The organism is Halorussus sp. MSC15.2 (genome assembly GCF_010747475.1).
Classification (GTDB): Archaea; Halobacteriota; Halobacteria; order Halobacteriales; family Haladaptataceae; genus Halorussus.
Genome location: NZ_VSLZ01000003.1, coordinates 173,538 through 188,716, shown reverse-complemented (window position 1 = coordinate 188,716; position 15,179 = coordinate 173,538). Strand labels below are relative to the sequence as shown.

Below are 15,179 nucleotides of genomic sequence, written 5' to 3'. Positions count from 1 at the left end.
ACGAGAGGAAAGAGAAACGACGACCGAATTCGGGTCGGGTCGTCAGTAGAACTCGCGGACGAGGTCCATCGCGCCCTCGGGCGCGCCGTCCGGGATGTCGGCCATGTTGGAGTCGAGACCGTGGAGTTCGGAGTAAGGAACGCTCTCCTCGTTCTGGTAGAGGATGCCCTGATACTCCTTGTCGGCGTCGAGAATCTTCTCTTTGGCCGCCTCGCGGTCGGTCGGGTCGTGGTCCTCGTCGTCGAGGTCCACGATGGAGTCGCGGAAGTAGTCGTAGGTGTCCACGTCGTTGAACGTCACGCACGGACTGAAGACGTTCACGAAGCCGAAGCCGTCGTGTTCGATGGCCTTCTGGACGATTTCGGTGTGACGCTGGGCGTCAGTGGAGAACGACTGGGCGATGAAACTCCCGCCCGCCGAGAGGGCGAGCGCGAGGGGGTTGACCGGCGGTTGCTTCGGACCCTCGGGGGTGGTCGAGGTCTCGAAGTCCTCCCGAGAGGTCGGCGAGGCCTGCCCCTTGGTCAGCCCGTAGATACGGTTGTCCATCACGACGTAGGTCATGTCCACGTTCCGGCGGACCGCGTGGATGAAGTGACCCGCGCCGATGGAGTAGCCGTCGCCGTCGCCGCCCGCGACCATCACTTCGAGGTCGGGGTTGGCGAGTTTCACGCCCGTGCCAACGGGGAGCGCCCGCCCGTGGACGCCGTGGAGCGCGTAGCTGTGCATGTAGGTGCCGATTTTGCCGGAACAGCCGATGCCCGCCACGACGAAGGTGTTGTCCGGGTCGTTACCCGTGTTGGCCAGCGCCTTCATCATGCCGTTCATCGTGCCGAAGTCGCCGCATCCCGGGCACCACGTCGGCTGCTTGTCGGACTTGAAGTCGGTGAATCTAACGTCTGAACTCATGCTGTGACCTCCTCGCTCTGGAGACTCGACTTGATGTCGTCTGCCAGTTCGTCGGCCTTGAATCTGATGCCGTTGTACTTGTTCACGCGCTTGACGCGGGTAAGTGCGTCGTGTTCGAGTATGTCGGCGAACTGCCCGCTCTCGTTACACTCGACGACGATGACCTCGTCGGCGGCCTCGATTTCGTCGCTGAGGTCGGGTCGCGGGAAGATGTAGGGCACCGAGAGGAACCGAACGTCCACGCCCTCCTCGTCGAGGAACTCGAGGGCCTCGCGCATCGCGCCCTCGTTGGACCCCCACGAGATGACGAGGTTGTCGGAGTCCGAATCCCCGAACTCCCGGGGACTCCAGTCTTCCTCTTCCTTGGCGGTTTCGACCTTCCGGTTGCGCTTGTCCACCTGCTCGATGCGGACGTCGGTGTCCTCGGTCCGGCGACCGAGCGCGTTGTGTTCGAGACCGGTGGACATGTGCGCGCCGTTCTTCGTCCCGGGGAACGCCCGCGGACTCACGCCGTCCGCGGTCGAGAAGTGGGGCTGGAACCGGTCTTTCTCGTCGGTCCACGCCTCGATTTCGTCCTCGTCCACGACCTTCCCGCGGTCGATTTCGACGGCGTCCATGTCGAACGTCTCGGGTTCGAAGGTCTGCTCGGTCACGGCCATCGAGAGGTCCGCGAGCAGGAAGACCGGCGTCTGGTACTTCTCGGCGAGGTTGAACGCCTCGACGGTCTTCTGGAAACACTCGGCGACGTTGGTCGGCGCGAGGACGAACCGCGGAATCTCGCCGTGACCCCCGTAGAGGGCCATGTTGAGGTCGCCCTGCTCCTGCTTGGTCGGCATCCCGGTCGAGGGACCCGAGCGCATCACGTCGGCGATGACCAGCGGCGTCTCGCTGGTCGCCACGAGACCGAACGTCTCGGTCATCAGGTCGATACCCGGTCCGGAGGTGGCGGTCATCGACCGCGCACCGGCGCGGGCAGCGCCCAGCGCCATGTTGATGGCCGAGAGTTCGTCTTCGGCCTGCACCACTTCGCCGCCGAACTGCTCGATGCGGCCCGTCAGGTACTCCATCACGTCGGTCGCCGGGGTGATGGGGTACCCGGCGTAGAAGCGGCATCCGGCCGCGATAGCGCCCATGCCGATGGCCTCGTCGCCGTTCAGCAGGACGTAGTCGTTGTCGGTGGTGTCGAGGTCGTACTCGAACTCGTGGTCGTACTCCGCCTGAACGTACTCCTGACCCTTCCGGGCGGCCTCCTTGTTGTTGTCCACGATGGACTCGCCCTTGGAGCCGAACTTCTTCTCCAGCGCGGAGTCGAGGTTCTCGATGGGGAAGTTCGTCACCTCGCAGGCCGCGCCCAGCGCGACGATGTTCTGCATGATGGCCCCGCCGGCCTCCTCGGCGAGCGACTGGAGCGGCACGTCGAGTCCAATCATGCCCTCGGGAATCTCCACGTCCTGCATCTCGGTGCGCTCACCGTCGTAGATGATGACGCTCCCTTCGTGCAGTTCGTCGAGATTCTCGTCGATGGTGCGTTCGGTCAACGCGACGAGGATGTCGAGTCGGTCCACCACGCTCTCGACCCGGTCGGTCGAGCTTCGAATCTTGTAGGCTGTGTACCCACCGCGGATTCGGGACGCGAAGTCCTTGGAAGTGAACACGTGTCGTCCTGCGCGGGAAAGCGCTTGCGCGAAAATTTTCCCGGTAGAGTCAATCCCATCGCCGGCCTCTCCGCCGATGGCCCAGTTCAGGTCGTCTGGCATTCCTAACTAGCCGGTAACCCATGCCAAATCAAAAACCTTCTGAAGCGCCCCTCCGGCAATGACTTCCGATACCCACTCGCGGCCGCAGTCGTAGGCTCTTTAGTCGCGCCTCGGCAAGGGATTGCCATGGACGGAACCGAAGTCGCGGTCCGCTCGGTCGAGACGGTCGGCACCGACACCATCGCGCTCACGCTGGAGACGCCCGCGGAATTCGACGCCGCCCCGGGTCAGTTCGTCCAGTTGGCCGCGACGATAGACGGCGAGGAGGTCACCCGCCACTACACCCTCTCGTCGCCGGACGCCGACGAGACCTTCGAGACCACCGTCGAGGTCGACCCCGACGGGTCGCTCAGCCCCTACCTCGCCGACCTCGACGCCGGAGACACGGTCGAAGTCGCGGGTCCCTTCGGCGACGCCTACTACGAGGGCGAGGAGAGTGTCGTCGTCCTCGCGGGCGGACCCGGAGTCGGTCCCGCGGTCGGCATCGGCGAGCGCGCGAGCGCGGACGGCGCGGCCGTCACGGTGGTCTACGAGGACGACGACCCCGCCCACGAGGAGCGACTGACCGCGCTCGCCGACGCGAGCGCGACGGTCGCCGTCACCGACGACGTGAGTTCCGAGGACGTGCTGGAAGTCCTCGCGGACGCGCAGGGCCAGACGTTCATCTACGGGTTCGCGGACTTCCTCGACCGGGCGACCGCCGCGCTCGACGCCGCGAACGTCGACGCCGAGGACGCCAAGGCCGAAAACTTCGGTCCCGCTCCCTGACGTAGGACGTCGTCACTCATTCCGATACTCTCGTTTCGACGGCAACTCGCCGTCGAACGATTGACCCCGGTTTTCGCCGTTCCGAACGACCGACTGGGGCCGACGCTCACTCCTCGGTCGCGTCGCCGCTCCGACGCCGGACCGCTTGCCGGACGGCGTTCGCTATCTCCTCGTCGCTCGCGTCGTCGCCGACCCGGTCGAGGGCCTCCTGTTTAACGTCGCGGGCGGCGTCCTCGACCGCTTGCGGAGGTTGTTCGCCGGTGGCCTTCTCGTACAGGCCGGTGAACCAGTCGGTCCCCTCGCCGGTAATCGAGGCGGCGAACTCGTCGGGTCCGGTCTCCATCACGCTCTCCTGCCAGTGTTCGACGGCCTCGTCGGGCACGTCCTCGGGTTCGACGCCGAGTCCCTCCGCGAGACCTTCTCGGTACTCCTCGGCGCTCTCCCGAACGCCTTCGTGCCAGCGGTCGGTCGCGCTTTCGAGGTGTCGTTCCCACATCGCCATCGCCTCGGCTTCGTCCATCAACTCCTCGGACGCTGTCTCCGAATCGTCCCCTGCCATGAAATCACGAGGAACGTCGCGCTCGATTCCTCGCGTCTTCAACGACACGAACGTCTGTCAGTCTTGTTGCCGCGCGGTCGTCTGCCGAGGTCGGCCGGTGGTGCAACGGCACGTCGGTCGTCGTCCCACAGCGGGCCGAGTGCGACCGAGAACGCTCTGTCCCCTTCTGGGACGGGTTATCCGCAAAACGCCCGACTACCTCGGGTTCTCCCCAGTGGAATCACCGAAAGACATATACAATAGTGGTAGCTGTTACCACCAGAATCATCATGGACGACGAGGACCTCGACTGGATGTTGCAGGAGTTTGCATTGACGGCCGAACGCGCACGCGACAGGGGTCTCACCCCCGCCGAGTTTCTGATGGGACTGCAGGCCTACGGGAAGCGCTTCATGGAGGACTACGGCCAGACGGTCAGCGAGTAGCGAGATGGATTCGCTCGGCCAGCGACGACACTCGGTCGTCGGGTGGACGACCGACGCCGTTTCGAGTCGGAGTTCGGCAGACTGATTCGTTGCACGGCGTAGTACGCAAATACGACGAGTAGCGCAGTTGGCCGTAACGCTCTTTGGCCGAAAAAGACTAAAACGGTACGGGGCGTTCTGACCGCTCCTGCTATTGGAATCACGTGGAGTCGGGACGACTCGGGTCGTCCCGCTGTTTCCGTACCTCGTCACCACCTAACGGTAGCAGTTACTATCCGAATTCCTCACTAGTGTCACTCGACTCGGGCGAGTCGAGTATTCGGGACTCGGCGCGCTGCTGTCTCTGGTGGCTACATACTTCCCGGACGTTGTAGAATCGAAATCAGGTTCCGGGATTGTCCCTTCGAAAGAACTTACCGTCACCCGGTCTCGACTAAACGTCCCGAATATAATCACAATTCGGTTTTGTAAATGTAAGAATGCTGGCCGTGGGATGTTTATGCGCAAACGTCTTCTACTACCAACCGGGAGCAGGTCGCTCCCGTGATTCCAATGTCCGCAGGAGAAGACGAACTTCAGCAAGAACTCGAAGCGATGGCCGTCTGGGAATCGCACCTCGAACGAGCAGCAGACCAGTGGAAGCAGGGCGTCACCGAGAGTCAGGACGACTATCGGCGCGGACTGGCGAACTTCCTCGGCGTCAACGAGAACGAAATCTCGGAGAACGTCTCCCACGAGTGGGACGAGGGCGTGAGCCAGATGTCGCCCGAGGAGTTCCAAGAGTCCATCGAGGGCCAAGGTGCCGACTGGCTGGTCAACCTCTACGAGGGCGTCACCGGCAACCGGGCACCCGACCGCGTTCGGCAGGCGGCCGAACAGGTCGAACAGGAGGCGATGAACCGCAGTAGCCAGCAGCCCTCCGGCGAGGAACTCATGAACCACCTGCGCGAGGAGATACGCCAGCGCGCCCACCAGACGCAGGGCCAAGGGTCTCAGCAGGCGTAGCGCCGGAGAGACACCCCTTCCGACCCGTTAGAGCGGTACAGTTACTCCTCCGTTTCGGACCTCGGGGACACTCCCTTTCGGAGGAATAACTGGAGAACGTACCCTTGTCAACCCTTCAATGCCATCGGTGCGGGTACGTCTGGGAGTACAGCGGGTCGCTCCAGCGGGCGACGTGTCCGAACTGTTCCACGAAGGTGCCGGTCGGTCAGAACCGACTCGGTGCCTCGCCGGAACAACTCGCAGACGACTACGACCTCACGGTCGAGGAGGTCAAGGAACTGCTGCGACGAGTCCGCGCGGACGATTCGTGACGCGCCGTGCGTCGGCGACCCCGAACACCGCTTCTACCCGCGTTCGGTGTCGGTACCGTCGAGTTCTCGCCACGGGAAGCGCCACTTCCGGACGGCCCGCCTCGTCGCACTATCTCACGTACGTAGTTCGGACGCTGTCGGGGTGCGTCCCGGTTTATCGGTGTCGTCGAGAAGCGCCGTCAGTGTTCTACGAACTCCATCAGGACGCCGCCGGTCGATTTGGGGTGGAGGAAGGCGACGTCGTGACCCCACGCGCCGGGCCGCGGTTCGTCGTCTATCAGTTCGACGCCGTGGTCGCGCGCGGTGTCGAGCGCCGCCTCGATGTCGTCGGTTTCGAGAGCGACGTGGTGGATGCCCGGCCCGTTCGCGTCGAGGTAGCGCGCGACGGTCCCGTCTTCGAGGGGTTCGAGCAGTTCTAAGTAGCTGTCGCCGAATTCGAGGAAGACGACCCGCAGGCCGTCGAACTCCTCCTCGTGGGCGACCGGCGCGTCGAACAGGTCGGCGTACAGGTCGGCGAGGGCCGCGGCGTCCTCGGTGGCGATTCCGACGTGGTCGATGTGCATGCGTGACAGGTGCGACTGTGGGAGTATAATTCTCGTGATTCGACCGACACCCGCCGCCGAGAAACGCGCGTCGAGTCCAAAAAACCGGAGTCAGCTACCTTATGCGAGAAAACACTGGTTGTAACCGCAGACGATTTCGAGCGGATTGGACGCAGGCGTTGCTTGTACCTCCTATCACTCGATAGAGCGTCACTCTATTGTGGATGATTGGGGTAGAAGCATGAATTTACGTAGGAGGTGACGTATCGACACCGTCGCTCGGTCAGCAATCGTAGCAGAAGACAACGAAATATAATCGTTAAGTAAATGGATACCTATATCCGTCGTTCAGTTACCGTAGAACGCCAGTCCGCCGCCGAGGTATCTCGGCGATTCCGTCGATACGTGGGGATTCGACTGCGAAAATCGGTCAGGAGTCGGTACTACTGGCCGGTGCTGTCGGCGTCAGCACTCGGTCTCGGGGAGCGGGCAGTCGACCTTGAACGGTGTGAACAGGAACATTTTCTCACCTCCGTTGTAGGATACTTGTTTCTTTAGAACATAAATCTAGGCTAGGAAATTTTATGGCCTCGAGAGTTGTCCATACGTACGGACCGCTTTGACCGGCGCGTGTCCGCCGGGCCTCCGACTATTGGTCTCGTGTCGTCGGGGGTAGGTTTTCGGTACCGATGTCCGAAACGCCTCGGCGAATCCGCGGACGAACTGTTCGGCGCACAAAACTCAGTCAGAGGCCGATGCTTCTCGACTACCCACTTACGACTCACATTCTCTATTGGGGGCGCAAGCGTAATCGAAGGGCACGATTATGAACATTCAATCACCTCTCCCATGGTATTGGCTACCACCACATACTAAAATTTTTCTACTAGATGTTGATGTACAAAACTCGTCTATGGCACTCAGTTCGGCCGGGGCGAACGGCTAGTCACACCGCCGCGTCGCGGAGGTTTATGGAGGTGGTTCCCGTGACCGGAGACGTGAACCCGACCGACCTCAGGACCGAAATTCCGGCGCTCGACCGCACGACGTACCTCAACACCGGGGCCGCGGGACCGAGTCCGTCCCGCGTCGTCGAGGCCGTCGAGTCCTGCGTGGAAGGCCACGAGTACGAGTCGCCCGGCGGCGAGGGGATGTACCCCTTCTCGTTCGACGTCTTCGACGAGACGCGCGAGGTCGTCGCGGACCACCTCGGCGCGACCGCCGCGGAAATCGCGCTCACCCAGAGCACCACCGACGGCATCAATCGCGTCGCGGCAGCGCTCGACTGGGAGCGCGGGGACACCGTGGTCCGGACCGACCTCGAACACTCGTCGGGCATCCTGCCGTGGCAACGCCTGCGACGCCGGGGCGTCGAAGTAGAAGTAGTCGAGAGCGACGGCGGACGCCTCGACGCGGACCGGATGGCGTCGGCCGTCGTGGGCGCGAAACTCGTCTGCCTGAGTTCGCTGACGTGGAGTCACGGCACGCTCCTGCCGGTCCGCGAGATAGTCGAGACGGCCCACGACGCGGGCGCGCTGGTCCTCGTGGACGCCGTCCAGTGCCCCGGCCAGATGCCGGTGGACGTGCGCGAGTGGGGGGCTGACTTCGTGGCTGGCGCGGGCCACAAATGGCTCCTCGGTCCCTTCGGTGCGGGATTCGTCCACGTCGCTCCGGGCGCGGAGACCCGCCTCGAACCGGCACACGTCGGCTACCGGAGCGTCGAGGACCCGAACGCCGAGGAGTACGCCTACGAACCCGGTGCCCACAGGCTGGAAGTCGGCACCGTCTCGCCAGCGCCCTACGCGGGCCTGTGCGAGGCTATCGAGACCATCGAGGAGATGGGGTACGACGTAATTCGGGGCCGCATCGAGGCGCTCACCGACCGACTGAAGGCGGGCATTCGGAACGCCGAGACCGCCCGCCTGCTGAGTCCTCGCGAGTACGAGTCGGGTCTCGTGACGTTCGCAATCGACGACCCCGACCCGGAGGCGTTCGTCGAGGAACTGGCCGACGACGGGTCCGGATTCGGTCGCTCCCGTCCCCCGAAAACGCGGTCCGGGCGTCGGTTCACGCGTTCAACTCGGAGGCGGACGTGGACGAGTTGGTGAAGTGGCTCTGACGAGAGAGGTAACTACGAACGCTCGGGTGACCTCGGCTACTGTGAAAGGCGGTTAGCGGGCGATACGACTGCGCGACGCCTGCTCAACACTCGACGCGATACGGTTTGCACATGTTCTCGGCCGGGAACAGGAAGAACATCTTTGTCACCTCCGGATGAACATAGGCGTCCCGTTGTTCTTAATTATTTTCTAGAAATTTTATATAGAATACCCAGCTATTAACCCGCGACGATTCGGTACGTAGAATACTGGAGTGGTGTTTCGGCAGTCGTCGTGTAACCGTACAGCGGTCGAATAGCCGTCTATCCACGGGTCACAACTGATGAACGAGTCGAGTCCGAACGTTCTCTCACCTCCACTACGCTGTTCAGGCCCGTCTACACCGCCGCGCCGGGCTGATACTCCCCGAACGTCTCGCGGAGGACGCCGCAGATTTCGCCGACGGTCGCGTAGGCCTTCACCGCGTCCACGATGTAGGGCATCACGTTGTCGTCGCCCTCGGCGGCCTCTCGGAGAGCGTCGAGTCTCGCTTCGACTTCTTCGTCGTCGCGGTCGTCCTTGACGGCGTTCAGGCGGTCTATCTGGCGCTGTTCCTCCTCCTCGGTCACTTCCTGAATGTCCACCTCGGGGTCCTCGTCCACCTCGAACTCGTTGACGCCGACGATGACGCGCTCTTTCTCCTCGATTTCGCGCTGGCGCTCGTAGGCCACGTCCTGAATCTGGCGCTGGACCCACTGGTCCTCGATTGCCTGCAGCATCCCGCCCTTCCGGTCCACGGTGTCGATGATGTCGAATGCCTCCTCCTCCAGTCCGTCGGTCAGGCTCTCGACGTAGTAACTCCCTGCGAGCGGGTCGATGGTGTCGGCCGCGCCCGACTCGTGGGCCAGAATCTGCTGGGTGCGGAGCGCGGTCCGGACGCTCTCCTCGGTCGGGAGCGCGAGCGCCTCGTCCTTCCCGTTGGTGTGGAGGCTCTGGGTGCCGCCCAGCACCGCCGCGAGCGCCTGATACGCCACGCGGACGATGTTGTTGTCCACCTGCTGGGCGGTCAGGGTCGAACCGGCGGTCTGGGTGTGGAACTTGAGTTGCTTGGACTTGGGGTTCTCCGCGCCGAAGCGCTCCTCCATTATCTGTGCCCACATCCGGCGGGCCGCGCGGAACTTCGCCACTTCCTCCAGAATGTTGTTGTGGGCGTTGAAGAAGAACGAGAGTTGCGGGGCGAACTCGTCCACGTCGAGACCCGCGTCCATCGCGGCCTCGACGTACTCGATGCCGTTGCCGAGCGTGAACGCGAGTTCTTGGGCCGCCGTCGCGCCCGCCTCGCGGACGTGGTAGCCCGAGATGGAGATGGTGTTGAACTTCGGGGTCTCCTCGGCGCAGAACTCGAAGATGTCGGTGATGATGCGCATCGACGGCTCCGGCGGGTAGATGTAGGTGTTGCGCGCGATGTACTCCTTCAGGAGGTCGTTCTGGATGGTCCCCCGAAGCTCCTCCCTATCGACGCCCTGCTTGTCGCCCACCGCGATGTACATCGCCAGCAGGACCGAGGCGGGCGCGTTGATGGTCATCGACGTGCTGACCTCGTCGAGCGGGATGCCGTCGAAGACGGTCTCCATGTCGTGCAGGGAGTCGATGGCGACGCCCGACTTTCCGACCTCGCCCGCGGCCATGTCGTCGTCGGAGTCGTAGCCCATCTGGGTCGGCAGGTCGAACGCCATCGAGAGGCCCGACGAGCCGTTCTCGATGAGGTACTCGAAGCGCTCGTTGGTCTCCTCGGGCGTGCCGAACCCGGCGTACTGGCGCATGGTCCAGAGTCGCCCGCGGTGCATCGTGGAGTAGGGGCCTCTGGTGTACGGGTCCTCCCCCGGGAAGCTCAGGTCCTCCTCGTAGTCGAGGTCCGCCACGTCGTCGGGCGTGTAGAGGCGCTTCACTTCCTGTCCCCCGGTGTCGGTGGTGAACTCCTCTTTGCGCTCGCCGAAGCGCTCGACCGTGGGTCCGACTGTCTCTTCCTCCCACTCCTCACGTGCCTCGCGTATCTCCGCGAGGTCGTCCGCGTCGAACATTACGTAGACCGACGGGCGGGCCGGTCTTAACGGTTGGCGGATTCGTTACGGGACCCGGCGGCCGAGTCGTCTCACCCCTCCGACGACCCTCCCGCGTGCTGGCCACCGAGTTTACCTACGTCCGTGGCGTCTCTCCGATGCTAATGAGTACGAATTCCCTAAATCATCTGTTCGAGAACGAACTGAAAGACATCTACGACGCCGAGCAGCGCATCGACGAGGCGCTCGGCGAGATGGCCGAGGAAGTCGAGCACGACGAGATAGCCCAAGCGTTCCGCGACCACCGGCAGGAGACCGAGGGCCAAATCGACCGTCTCGAACAGGTCTTCGACATCGTCGGGACCTCGCCCGGCGACGAAGAGTGCGAAGCCACGCAGGGCATCATCGAGGAACACGACGAGTTCGTCGACTCCGACCCCGAGCAGGGCGAACTCGACGTGTTCGACGTGACCGCGGGCCAGAAGACCGAGCACTACGAGATAGCCACCTACGGCAACCTCGCCAAACTCGCCGACCGACTCGGCATGGACGAGGCGGGCGACCTCCTTCACCAGAACCTCGAAGAAGAAGAGGAGTTCCTCGACCGATTGGTCGAGTTGACCGAGAACTACGACTACGACCAACTGACCTGAGGAGAGTTCCGACCGGAGTCGCTTCTTTTCGCTACCCGCCGGTGTCGTACTTGTAGGTCGCGCTGTTGGGGTCGATGCCGAAGTCCTCGGCGGACTCCTCGGGTTCGGGTTCCTCCTCGTGAGGTTGGGCGCGCTTGAACCGCTCGCGGAGGCGGTCGGGCATCACGAACTCGTCGGTGTCGAGGACCATCGCGACGGCGTCGGGGTCTGTCCCCGCTCGCTTGTCTTCGAGGCGTTCGCGGAGTCGGTCGGGCAGGTCGCTCGTCTCCACGCCGCGGAACCCGAACTGCGCAAGGTAGTCGGTCGCGCTCGTCAACGAGAACACCGCGTCGAACCCTTGGTCGCGGGCGTGCTCGACCAGTCGTTCGACGACGTGCGCGCCGACGCCCTGCCTGCGCCACGATTCGAGCACCCCGATGCTGGTCAACTCGCAGAGTTCCCGGTCGTCGGTCTTGTGAATCCGGATGCGGCCGAACCCCGCCTTCTCGCCCGACGTCTCGTCGATGGCGACCACGTAGTCGCGGGAACGGAACGCGGTTTCGTCGAGACCCATCTCTTCGATGTGGTCCAACAGCCAGACCTCTTCCCTGTTTTTCGCGTCCCGGACGTACATGGCTGTGAGTTGGCCGTCAGAGCGTAAAAAGCTGTGGCGCGAGGGACCGAGGAGGCGCTACAGGCCGCCGGTCACTTCGTCGAGTCGGTTCACGACCTGCTGGAGGTCGGCCTCGTCCTCGATGGCGTCGCGGACGCGCTCGCGCTGGCGGACCTCCGCGGCGCTCGCGCCGTAGGCACGCACGTACTCCGCGCGGGAGTGTTCGTTGAACGCGTGCCGGATGGCGAAGTAGCCGTCCGGGACGACCGACCCGCAGACCTTGCACTCGCGGCGCTTGTGGTCGGTCGTCTGGTGGACGATGGCTTCCTCGACGTCGTCGAACGTCTCGCTACAACTGTCGATGCCGCACTCCCAGTCGGTCATTATCGGGTGGTCGAATCGCCGCGACAACAAGCTTTCGACCGATTGGGTCCGGCGGACGCGGACCCCTTGTAAATACCTTCATAACTAACCATTATCTTCATCCGTAGGACCGACTTCCCGCAGGTATGGGTAATGATAACCCATCAGATTTCGAGAGCGGTCGGCGACGGTTTCTGAAAGCGAGCGGTGCGGGGGCAGTCGGGATTTCGCTCTCCGGCGCGGCGGACGCCGCGGAGCGTGACGCGACGCCAGAGCCGACGATAACCGACGCGGCGGACGTGACGGCACAGAACGTCTCGGAGGGCGGAGTATTCACCGTGGGGGTGGGCCAGCAGCCGAGAGGACTGAATCCCCTCTCGACCTCCTCGGCCTACTCGTGGGTGGTACTGGACCTCGTGTATCAGGGGGGAACGACGGTGGACCCGGTCGAGTTCGAGGTTCGCCCGAACGTCTACACCGACTGGACCGTCGAGAACGCCAGCGGACAGAACGCCAAACCCGACGTGTACTTCGACGTCCGCGACGGACTGACGTGGACCGACGGGGAGGACCTCACCGTCGAGGACGTCGTGTTCACGTACAACTACATGAAAGAGCAGCAGCCGGGGCGGTACGCCTCGACCATCGACCCCATCGAGACGGTCGAGAAGGCCTCGAACGCGGACTGGGACGTCCACATGAAACTCGCCAAGCCCATCGGGACCTACGCGAGTAACCAGTTGGCGATACCGATTCTGCCACAGCACATCTGGTCGAACGTGGACAGCTACCGGCAGTACTCCCCGGCCGAGAACGACGGGCCGGTCGGACTCGGGCCGGGAACCGTCACGAGTTACGACGCGGCCACCGCCATCGAAGTCGAGTTCCGGGACGACTACCCGCTCGGGAACCTCGACTGGCGCGGGCAGGTGGACAAACTCGTGGCGGGCGGACCGTTCCTCGACGCGGTCCGGTTCAAGATATTCGGGAGCGACTCCGCGCTCCAGCAGGCGTTCCTCCGGGGGAACATCGACACCCTCTACGACTCCATCAACGTCTCGAAGATAGAGCAGGTCCGGAAGAACGAGGGTCAGAAGCTCGTCCAAGGCGACGACACGGGCTTCGGCTACTTCGCGTACAACATGCGGCGCGTACCCCTCGACGACGCCACGTTCCGGCAGGCGACCTCGATGGTGTTCGACGATTACTTCTGGACCGAACGGCTCCAACAGGGCTACGCGTACATGGGCGACTTCGTGATGCCGCCGGGGTTCACCGCGGTCCGGCCCGAGACGGGCGTCGAAGGCGCGAAACTGCTGGAAGCGCCCGCGACCAACGCCTTCGAGTTCCGCCAGTCCGAACCCGGCGTGCCCGACATCGAGGGCATCCGAACGTTCCTCACCGAGGGGAAGGTCATCGACGGCAACTCGGGGACCTACGTCGGCAAGGAGTATCCCGGTAGCCTGACCGGCGTGACTGGCGGCCAGTCGGAGGCCAAGCACGACTACACCTTCGGCCCGGTCCAGTCGCAGGTCTTGCGGGAGGCCGACGGCGTGGAACAGGAGATTCGCGTGGACGGCCAGACCATCACGCAGGCCCACGGCGGGCCGCTGGAGGTGTTCGTCTACCCCGCCAAGGACACGCCGAAACTCGCCAAGATGACGACGCGCTGGGTGGACATGCTCCAGCGACTCGGCGTCCCGGCGACGGTGAAGGTGATGTCGTTCAACACGATGCTCGGCCGGGTGTACTCCCAAGAGGACTTCGACATCTACCCGATGGGGTGGTCGGACCTCTCGCCGTTCGCCACCGGAACGCTGTACAACATCTTCCACAGCGACAACGCCGACGACCACTCGAAACTCGAAGGCTACGACCAGAAGAACACGACGACCCAGCTCAACAACGCGATGGGGTACGGACTGGCCGACGCCGGGGCCGACGACCTCATCTCGCGCGCCCGGACGACGATGCAGGCCGAGAAGCGCAACCGGATAGCCCGGAAGGCCATCGAGCGCATCTACCTCGACTTCCCGTACATGGTGTACGGCTACGATAAGGTCATGTGGCCGGTCAACGGGGCGGAGTTCGCCGGTTTCGTCCCGCAGATTCCCGGACCCGGCGCGGCGAACCTCTCGGTCCAACTGATGCAGATTCACCAGTCGGGCGGTGGCGGAAACGGAGGCGGCGAAACCACCACCGACGGCGGCGGTGGCAATAGCACGGCGAACAACGCCACCGCGGACGGCGGGAACTGACTACGCGAACAGGTCGGGAACGTCCCGCAGTGACGTGACGGCCACGTCCGGCCGACGCTCCCGACTCTCTGCGCTTCTCTCTCCCTCATCAGCTACATCTTCGGTGACATGGACGCCGGTGAACCCGACGTCCTGTGCGGGACGCACGTCGCGTTCGAGGTCGTCGGCAACGAAGGCGTACTCGTCGGCCGGAATCGCGTCCCTCGCGGCCGCGAAGATATCCGGGTCGGGCTTGCCCGCGCCCACGTCGCCGGAGACAACCACCGCGTCGAAGTACCCCGAGAGGTCGTGGTGGGCGAGTTTTCGCCGCTGAGCGCGCGCACCGCCGTTGGTCAGCACGCCGAGCGTGCAGTCGCCTGCCGCGAGCGCGTCAAGCGCGTCGCGGACGCCCGGCCGGAGGTCGGTCGCGGCCGCCTCGCGCTGGGTATAGGTCTCCGCGAGCGCCGAGGCGCTCGGGTCGAGGTCGTACGCCGCTCGGAGGTCGGCCATCGCCGCCCGGTACGGTTCGTCGTGACACGCGCCGAGGTGGTCGAAGAGGGCGTCGGTGTAGAACTCGTGGCGCTCCGCGTCGGCCCGGACGCCGTGGTCGGCCAGCGCCGCCTCGAACAGCGCCGCGAAGTCGTCGGGGAGTTCGACCAGCGTTCCGTCGAGGTCGAAGAAGACCGCTCGCATGCGACTGGGTTCTCGTTCGCTCGCGAAAAAGGTCGGGGCGGTGTGCGACTTGGTGGCAGGAGGTGGTTTCTACCGACGTTCCAAAGCCGACCGAGTGACGGCAGCGACTATCCGTAACAATCGGACTGCGCCCCACGGTCCCCGGTGGAGAACACGATAAATGGCCGTGCGCGATATCGAACGAAAGAGTACCGTACTGCTGAGAAATT

Annotated in this window: 14 protein-coding genes and 1 pseudogene; 7 read left to right on the top strand and 8 right to left on the bottom strand. The window is 63.9% G+C overall.

Translation table 11 applies throughout. The annotated features are described in order from the left end of the window. Positions 1-42: 42 nt before the first annotated feature. Both FXF75_RS12240 and FXF75_RS12235 read right to left on the bottom strand, forming a co-directional pair. The gene (locus FXF75_RS12240; RefSeq protein ID WP_163522169.1) at positions 43-906 is read right to left on the bottom strand and encodes a 2-oxoacid:ferredoxin oxidoreductase subunit beta; all 864 of its coding nucleotides are present in this window, start codon (positions 904-906) and stop codon (positions 43-45) included. Beyond that, entirely contained in the window at positions 903-2,663 is a 1,761-nt protein-coding gene (locus tag FXF75_RS12235; RefSeq protein ID WP_163522168.1) for a 2-oxoacid:acceptor oxidoreductase subunit alpha, read from the bottom strand. Before FXF75_RS12235 ends, FXF75_RS12240 begins: the two co-directional genes overlap by 4 nt. A gap of 126 nt (positions 2,664-2,789) precedes the next feature. Here FXF75_RS12235 and FXF75_RS12230 point away from each other — a divergent pair, with 126 nt between their 5' ends. Beyond that, entirely contained in the window at positions 2,790-3,431 is a 642-nt protein-coding gene (locus FXF75_RS12230) for an FAD-dependent oxidoreductase (RefSeq protein ID WP_163522167.1), read from the top strand. Between the two features lie 106 nt (positions 3,432-3,537). On the opposite strand, the gene FXF75_RS12225 is transcribed toward FXF75_RS12230, so the two are convergent. Then, complete coding sequence (locus FXF75_RS12225; RefSeq protein WP_163522166.1) at positions 3,538-3,990, bottom strand: hypothetical protein; 453 nt, start codon at positions 3,988-3,990, stop codon at positions 3,538-3,540. 242 nt (positions 3,991-4,232) lie between these two features. Between FXF75_RS12225 and FXF75_RS12220 the strand changes: the two genes are divergently transcribed. From FXF75_RS12220 to FXF75_RS12210, 3 genes are all read left to right on the top strand, one after another. Next, positions 4,233-4,415, top strand: a complete 183-nt coding sequence (locus FXF75_RS12220) for a hypothetical protein (protein WP_163522165.1) — start codon at positions 4,233-4,235, stop codon at positions 4,413-4,415. A 552-nt stretch (positions 4,416-4,967) separates the two neighbouring features. Then, on the top strand, positions 4,968-5,420 hold the full coding sequence (locus tag FXF75_RS12215; protein ID WP_163522164.1) for a hypothetical protein: 453 nt from the start codon (positions 4,968-4,970) through the stop codon (positions 5,418-5,420). A 104-nt stretch (positions 5,421-5,524) separates the two neighbouring features. After that, entirely contained in the window at positions 5,525-5,731 is a 207-nt protein-coding gene (locus FXF75_RS12210; protein ID WP_163522163.1) for a hypothetical protein, read from the top strand. Between the two features lie 179 nt (positions 5,732-5,910). Here FXF75_RS12210 and mce read toward each other — a convergent pair whose 3' ends face one another. Then, on the bottom strand, positions 5,911-6,294 hold the full coding sequence (gene mce / locus FXF75_RS12205; RefSeq protein ID WP_163522162.1) for a methylmalonyl-CoA epimerase: 384 nt from the start codon (positions 6,292-6,294) through the stop codon (positions 5,911-5,913). Between the two features lie 977 nt (positions 6,295-7,271). Between mce and FXF75_RS12200 the strand changes: the two are divergent. After that, positions 7,272-8,392, top strand: a pseudogene (locus FXF75_RS12200) (aminotransferase class V-fold PLP-dependent enzyme). A gap of 378 nt (positions 8,393-8,770) precedes the next feature. Here the strand turns inward: FXF75_RS12200 and FXF75_RS12195 are convergent. After that, positions 8,771-10,453 carry a methylmalonyl-CoA mutase gene (locus FXF75_RS12195; RefSeq protein WP_163522161.1) on the bottom strand — a complete coding sequence of 561 codons (1,683 nt, stop codon included), beginning with the start codon at positions 10,451-10,453 and terminating at the stop codon, positions 8,771-8,773. Positions 10,454-10,596: 143 nt separating this feature from the next. Between FXF75_RS12195 and FXF75_RS12190 the strand changes: the two genes are divergently transcribed. Then, positions 10,597-11,085, top strand: coding sequence for a ferritin-like domain-containing protein (locus FXF75_RS12190; RefSeq protein ID WP_163522160.1), 489 nt, complete (start codon positions 10,597-10,599; stop codon positions 11,083-11,085). Positions 11,086-11,116: 31 nt separating this feature from the next. Here the strand turns inward: FXF75_RS12190 and FXF75_RS12185 are convergent, their stop codons facing one another. Both FXF75_RS12185 and FXF75_RS12180 read right to left on the bottom strand, forming a co-directional pair. After that, positions 11,117-11,698, bottom strand: coding sequence for a GNAT family N-acetyltransferase (locus FXF75_RS12185; RefSeq protein WP_163522159.1), 582 nt, complete (start codon positions 11,696-11,698; stop codon positions 11,117-11,119). 57 nt (positions 11,699-11,755) lie between these two features. Continuing rightward, positions 11,756-12,061 carry a hypothetical protein gene (locus FXF75_RS12180; protein WP_163522158.1) on the bottom strand — a complete coding sequence of 102 codons (306 nt, stop codon included), beginning with the start codon at positions 12,059-12,061 and terminating at the stop codon, positions 11,756-11,758. Between the two features lie 125 nt (positions 12,062-12,186). Here FXF75_RS12180 and FXF75_RS12175 point away from each other — a divergent pair, with 125 nt between their 5' ends. Next, entirely contained in the window at positions 12,187-14,298 is a 2,112-nt protein-coding gene (locus tag FXF75_RS12175; RefSeq protein ID WP_163522157.1) for an ABC transporter substrate-binding protein, read from the top strand. Here FXF75_RS12175 and FXF75_RS12170 read toward each other — a convergent pair whose 3' ends face one another. Continuing rightward, positions 14,299-14,970 (bottom strand): HAD family hydrolase, encoded by a 672-nt coding sequence (locus FXF75_RS12170; RefSeq protein WP_163522156.1) that lies wholly within the window; start codon positions 14,968-14,970, stop codon positions 14,299-14,301. Positions 14,971-15,179 lie beyond the last annotated feature (209 nt).

Bases quoted from the DNA above. Each gene is read 5' to 3' on its own strand.
- FXF75_RS12240 (WP_163522169.1), bottom strand. From the start codon at position 906: ATGAGTTCAGACGTTAGATTCACCGACTTCAAGTCCGACAAGCAGCCG.
- FXF75_RS12235 (WP_163522168.1), bottom strand. From the start codon at position 2,663: ATGCCAGACGACCTGAACTGGGCCATCGGCGGAGAGGCCGGCGATGGG.
- FXF75_RS12230 (WP_163522167.1), top strand. From the start codon at position 2,790: ATGGACGGAACCGAAGTCGCGGTCCGCTCGGTCGAGACGGTCGGCACC.
- FXF75_RS12225 (WP_163522166.1), bottom strand. From the start codon at position 3,990: ATGGCAGGGGACGATTCGGAGACAGCGTCCGAGGAGTTGATGGACGAA.
- FXF75_RS12215 (WP_163522164.1), top strand. From the start codon at position 4,968: ATGTCCGCAGGAGAAGACGAACTTCAGCAAGAACTCGAAGCGATGGCC.
- mce (WP_163522162.1), bottom strand. From the start codon at position 6,294: ATGCACATCGACCACGTCGGAATCGCCACCGAGGACGCCGCGGCCCTC.
- FXF75_RS12195 (WP_163522161.1), bottom strand. From the start codon at position 10,453: ATGTTCGACGCGGACGACCTCGCGGAGATACGCGAGGCACGTGAGGAG.
- FXF75_RS12190 (WP_163522160.1), top strand. From the start codon at position 10,597: ATGAGTACGAATTCCCTAAATCATCTGTTCGAGAACGAACTGAAAGAC.
- FXF75_RS12185 (WP_163522159.1), bottom strand. From the start codon at position 11,698: ATGTACGTCCGGGACGCGAAAAACAGGGAAGAGGTCTGGCTGTTGGAC.
- FXF75_RS12180 (WP_163522158.1), bottom strand. From the start codon at position 12,061: ATGACCGACTGGGAGTGCGGCATCGACAGTTGTAGCGAGACGTTCGAC.
- FXF75_RS12175 (WP_163522157.1), top strand. From the start codon at position 12,187: ATGGGTAATGATAACCCATCAGATTTCGAGAGCGGTCGGCGACGGTTT.
- FXF75_RS12170 (WP_163522156.1), bottom strand. From the start codon at position 14,970: ATGCGAGCGGTCTTCTTCGACCTCGACGGAACGCTGGTCGAACTCCCC.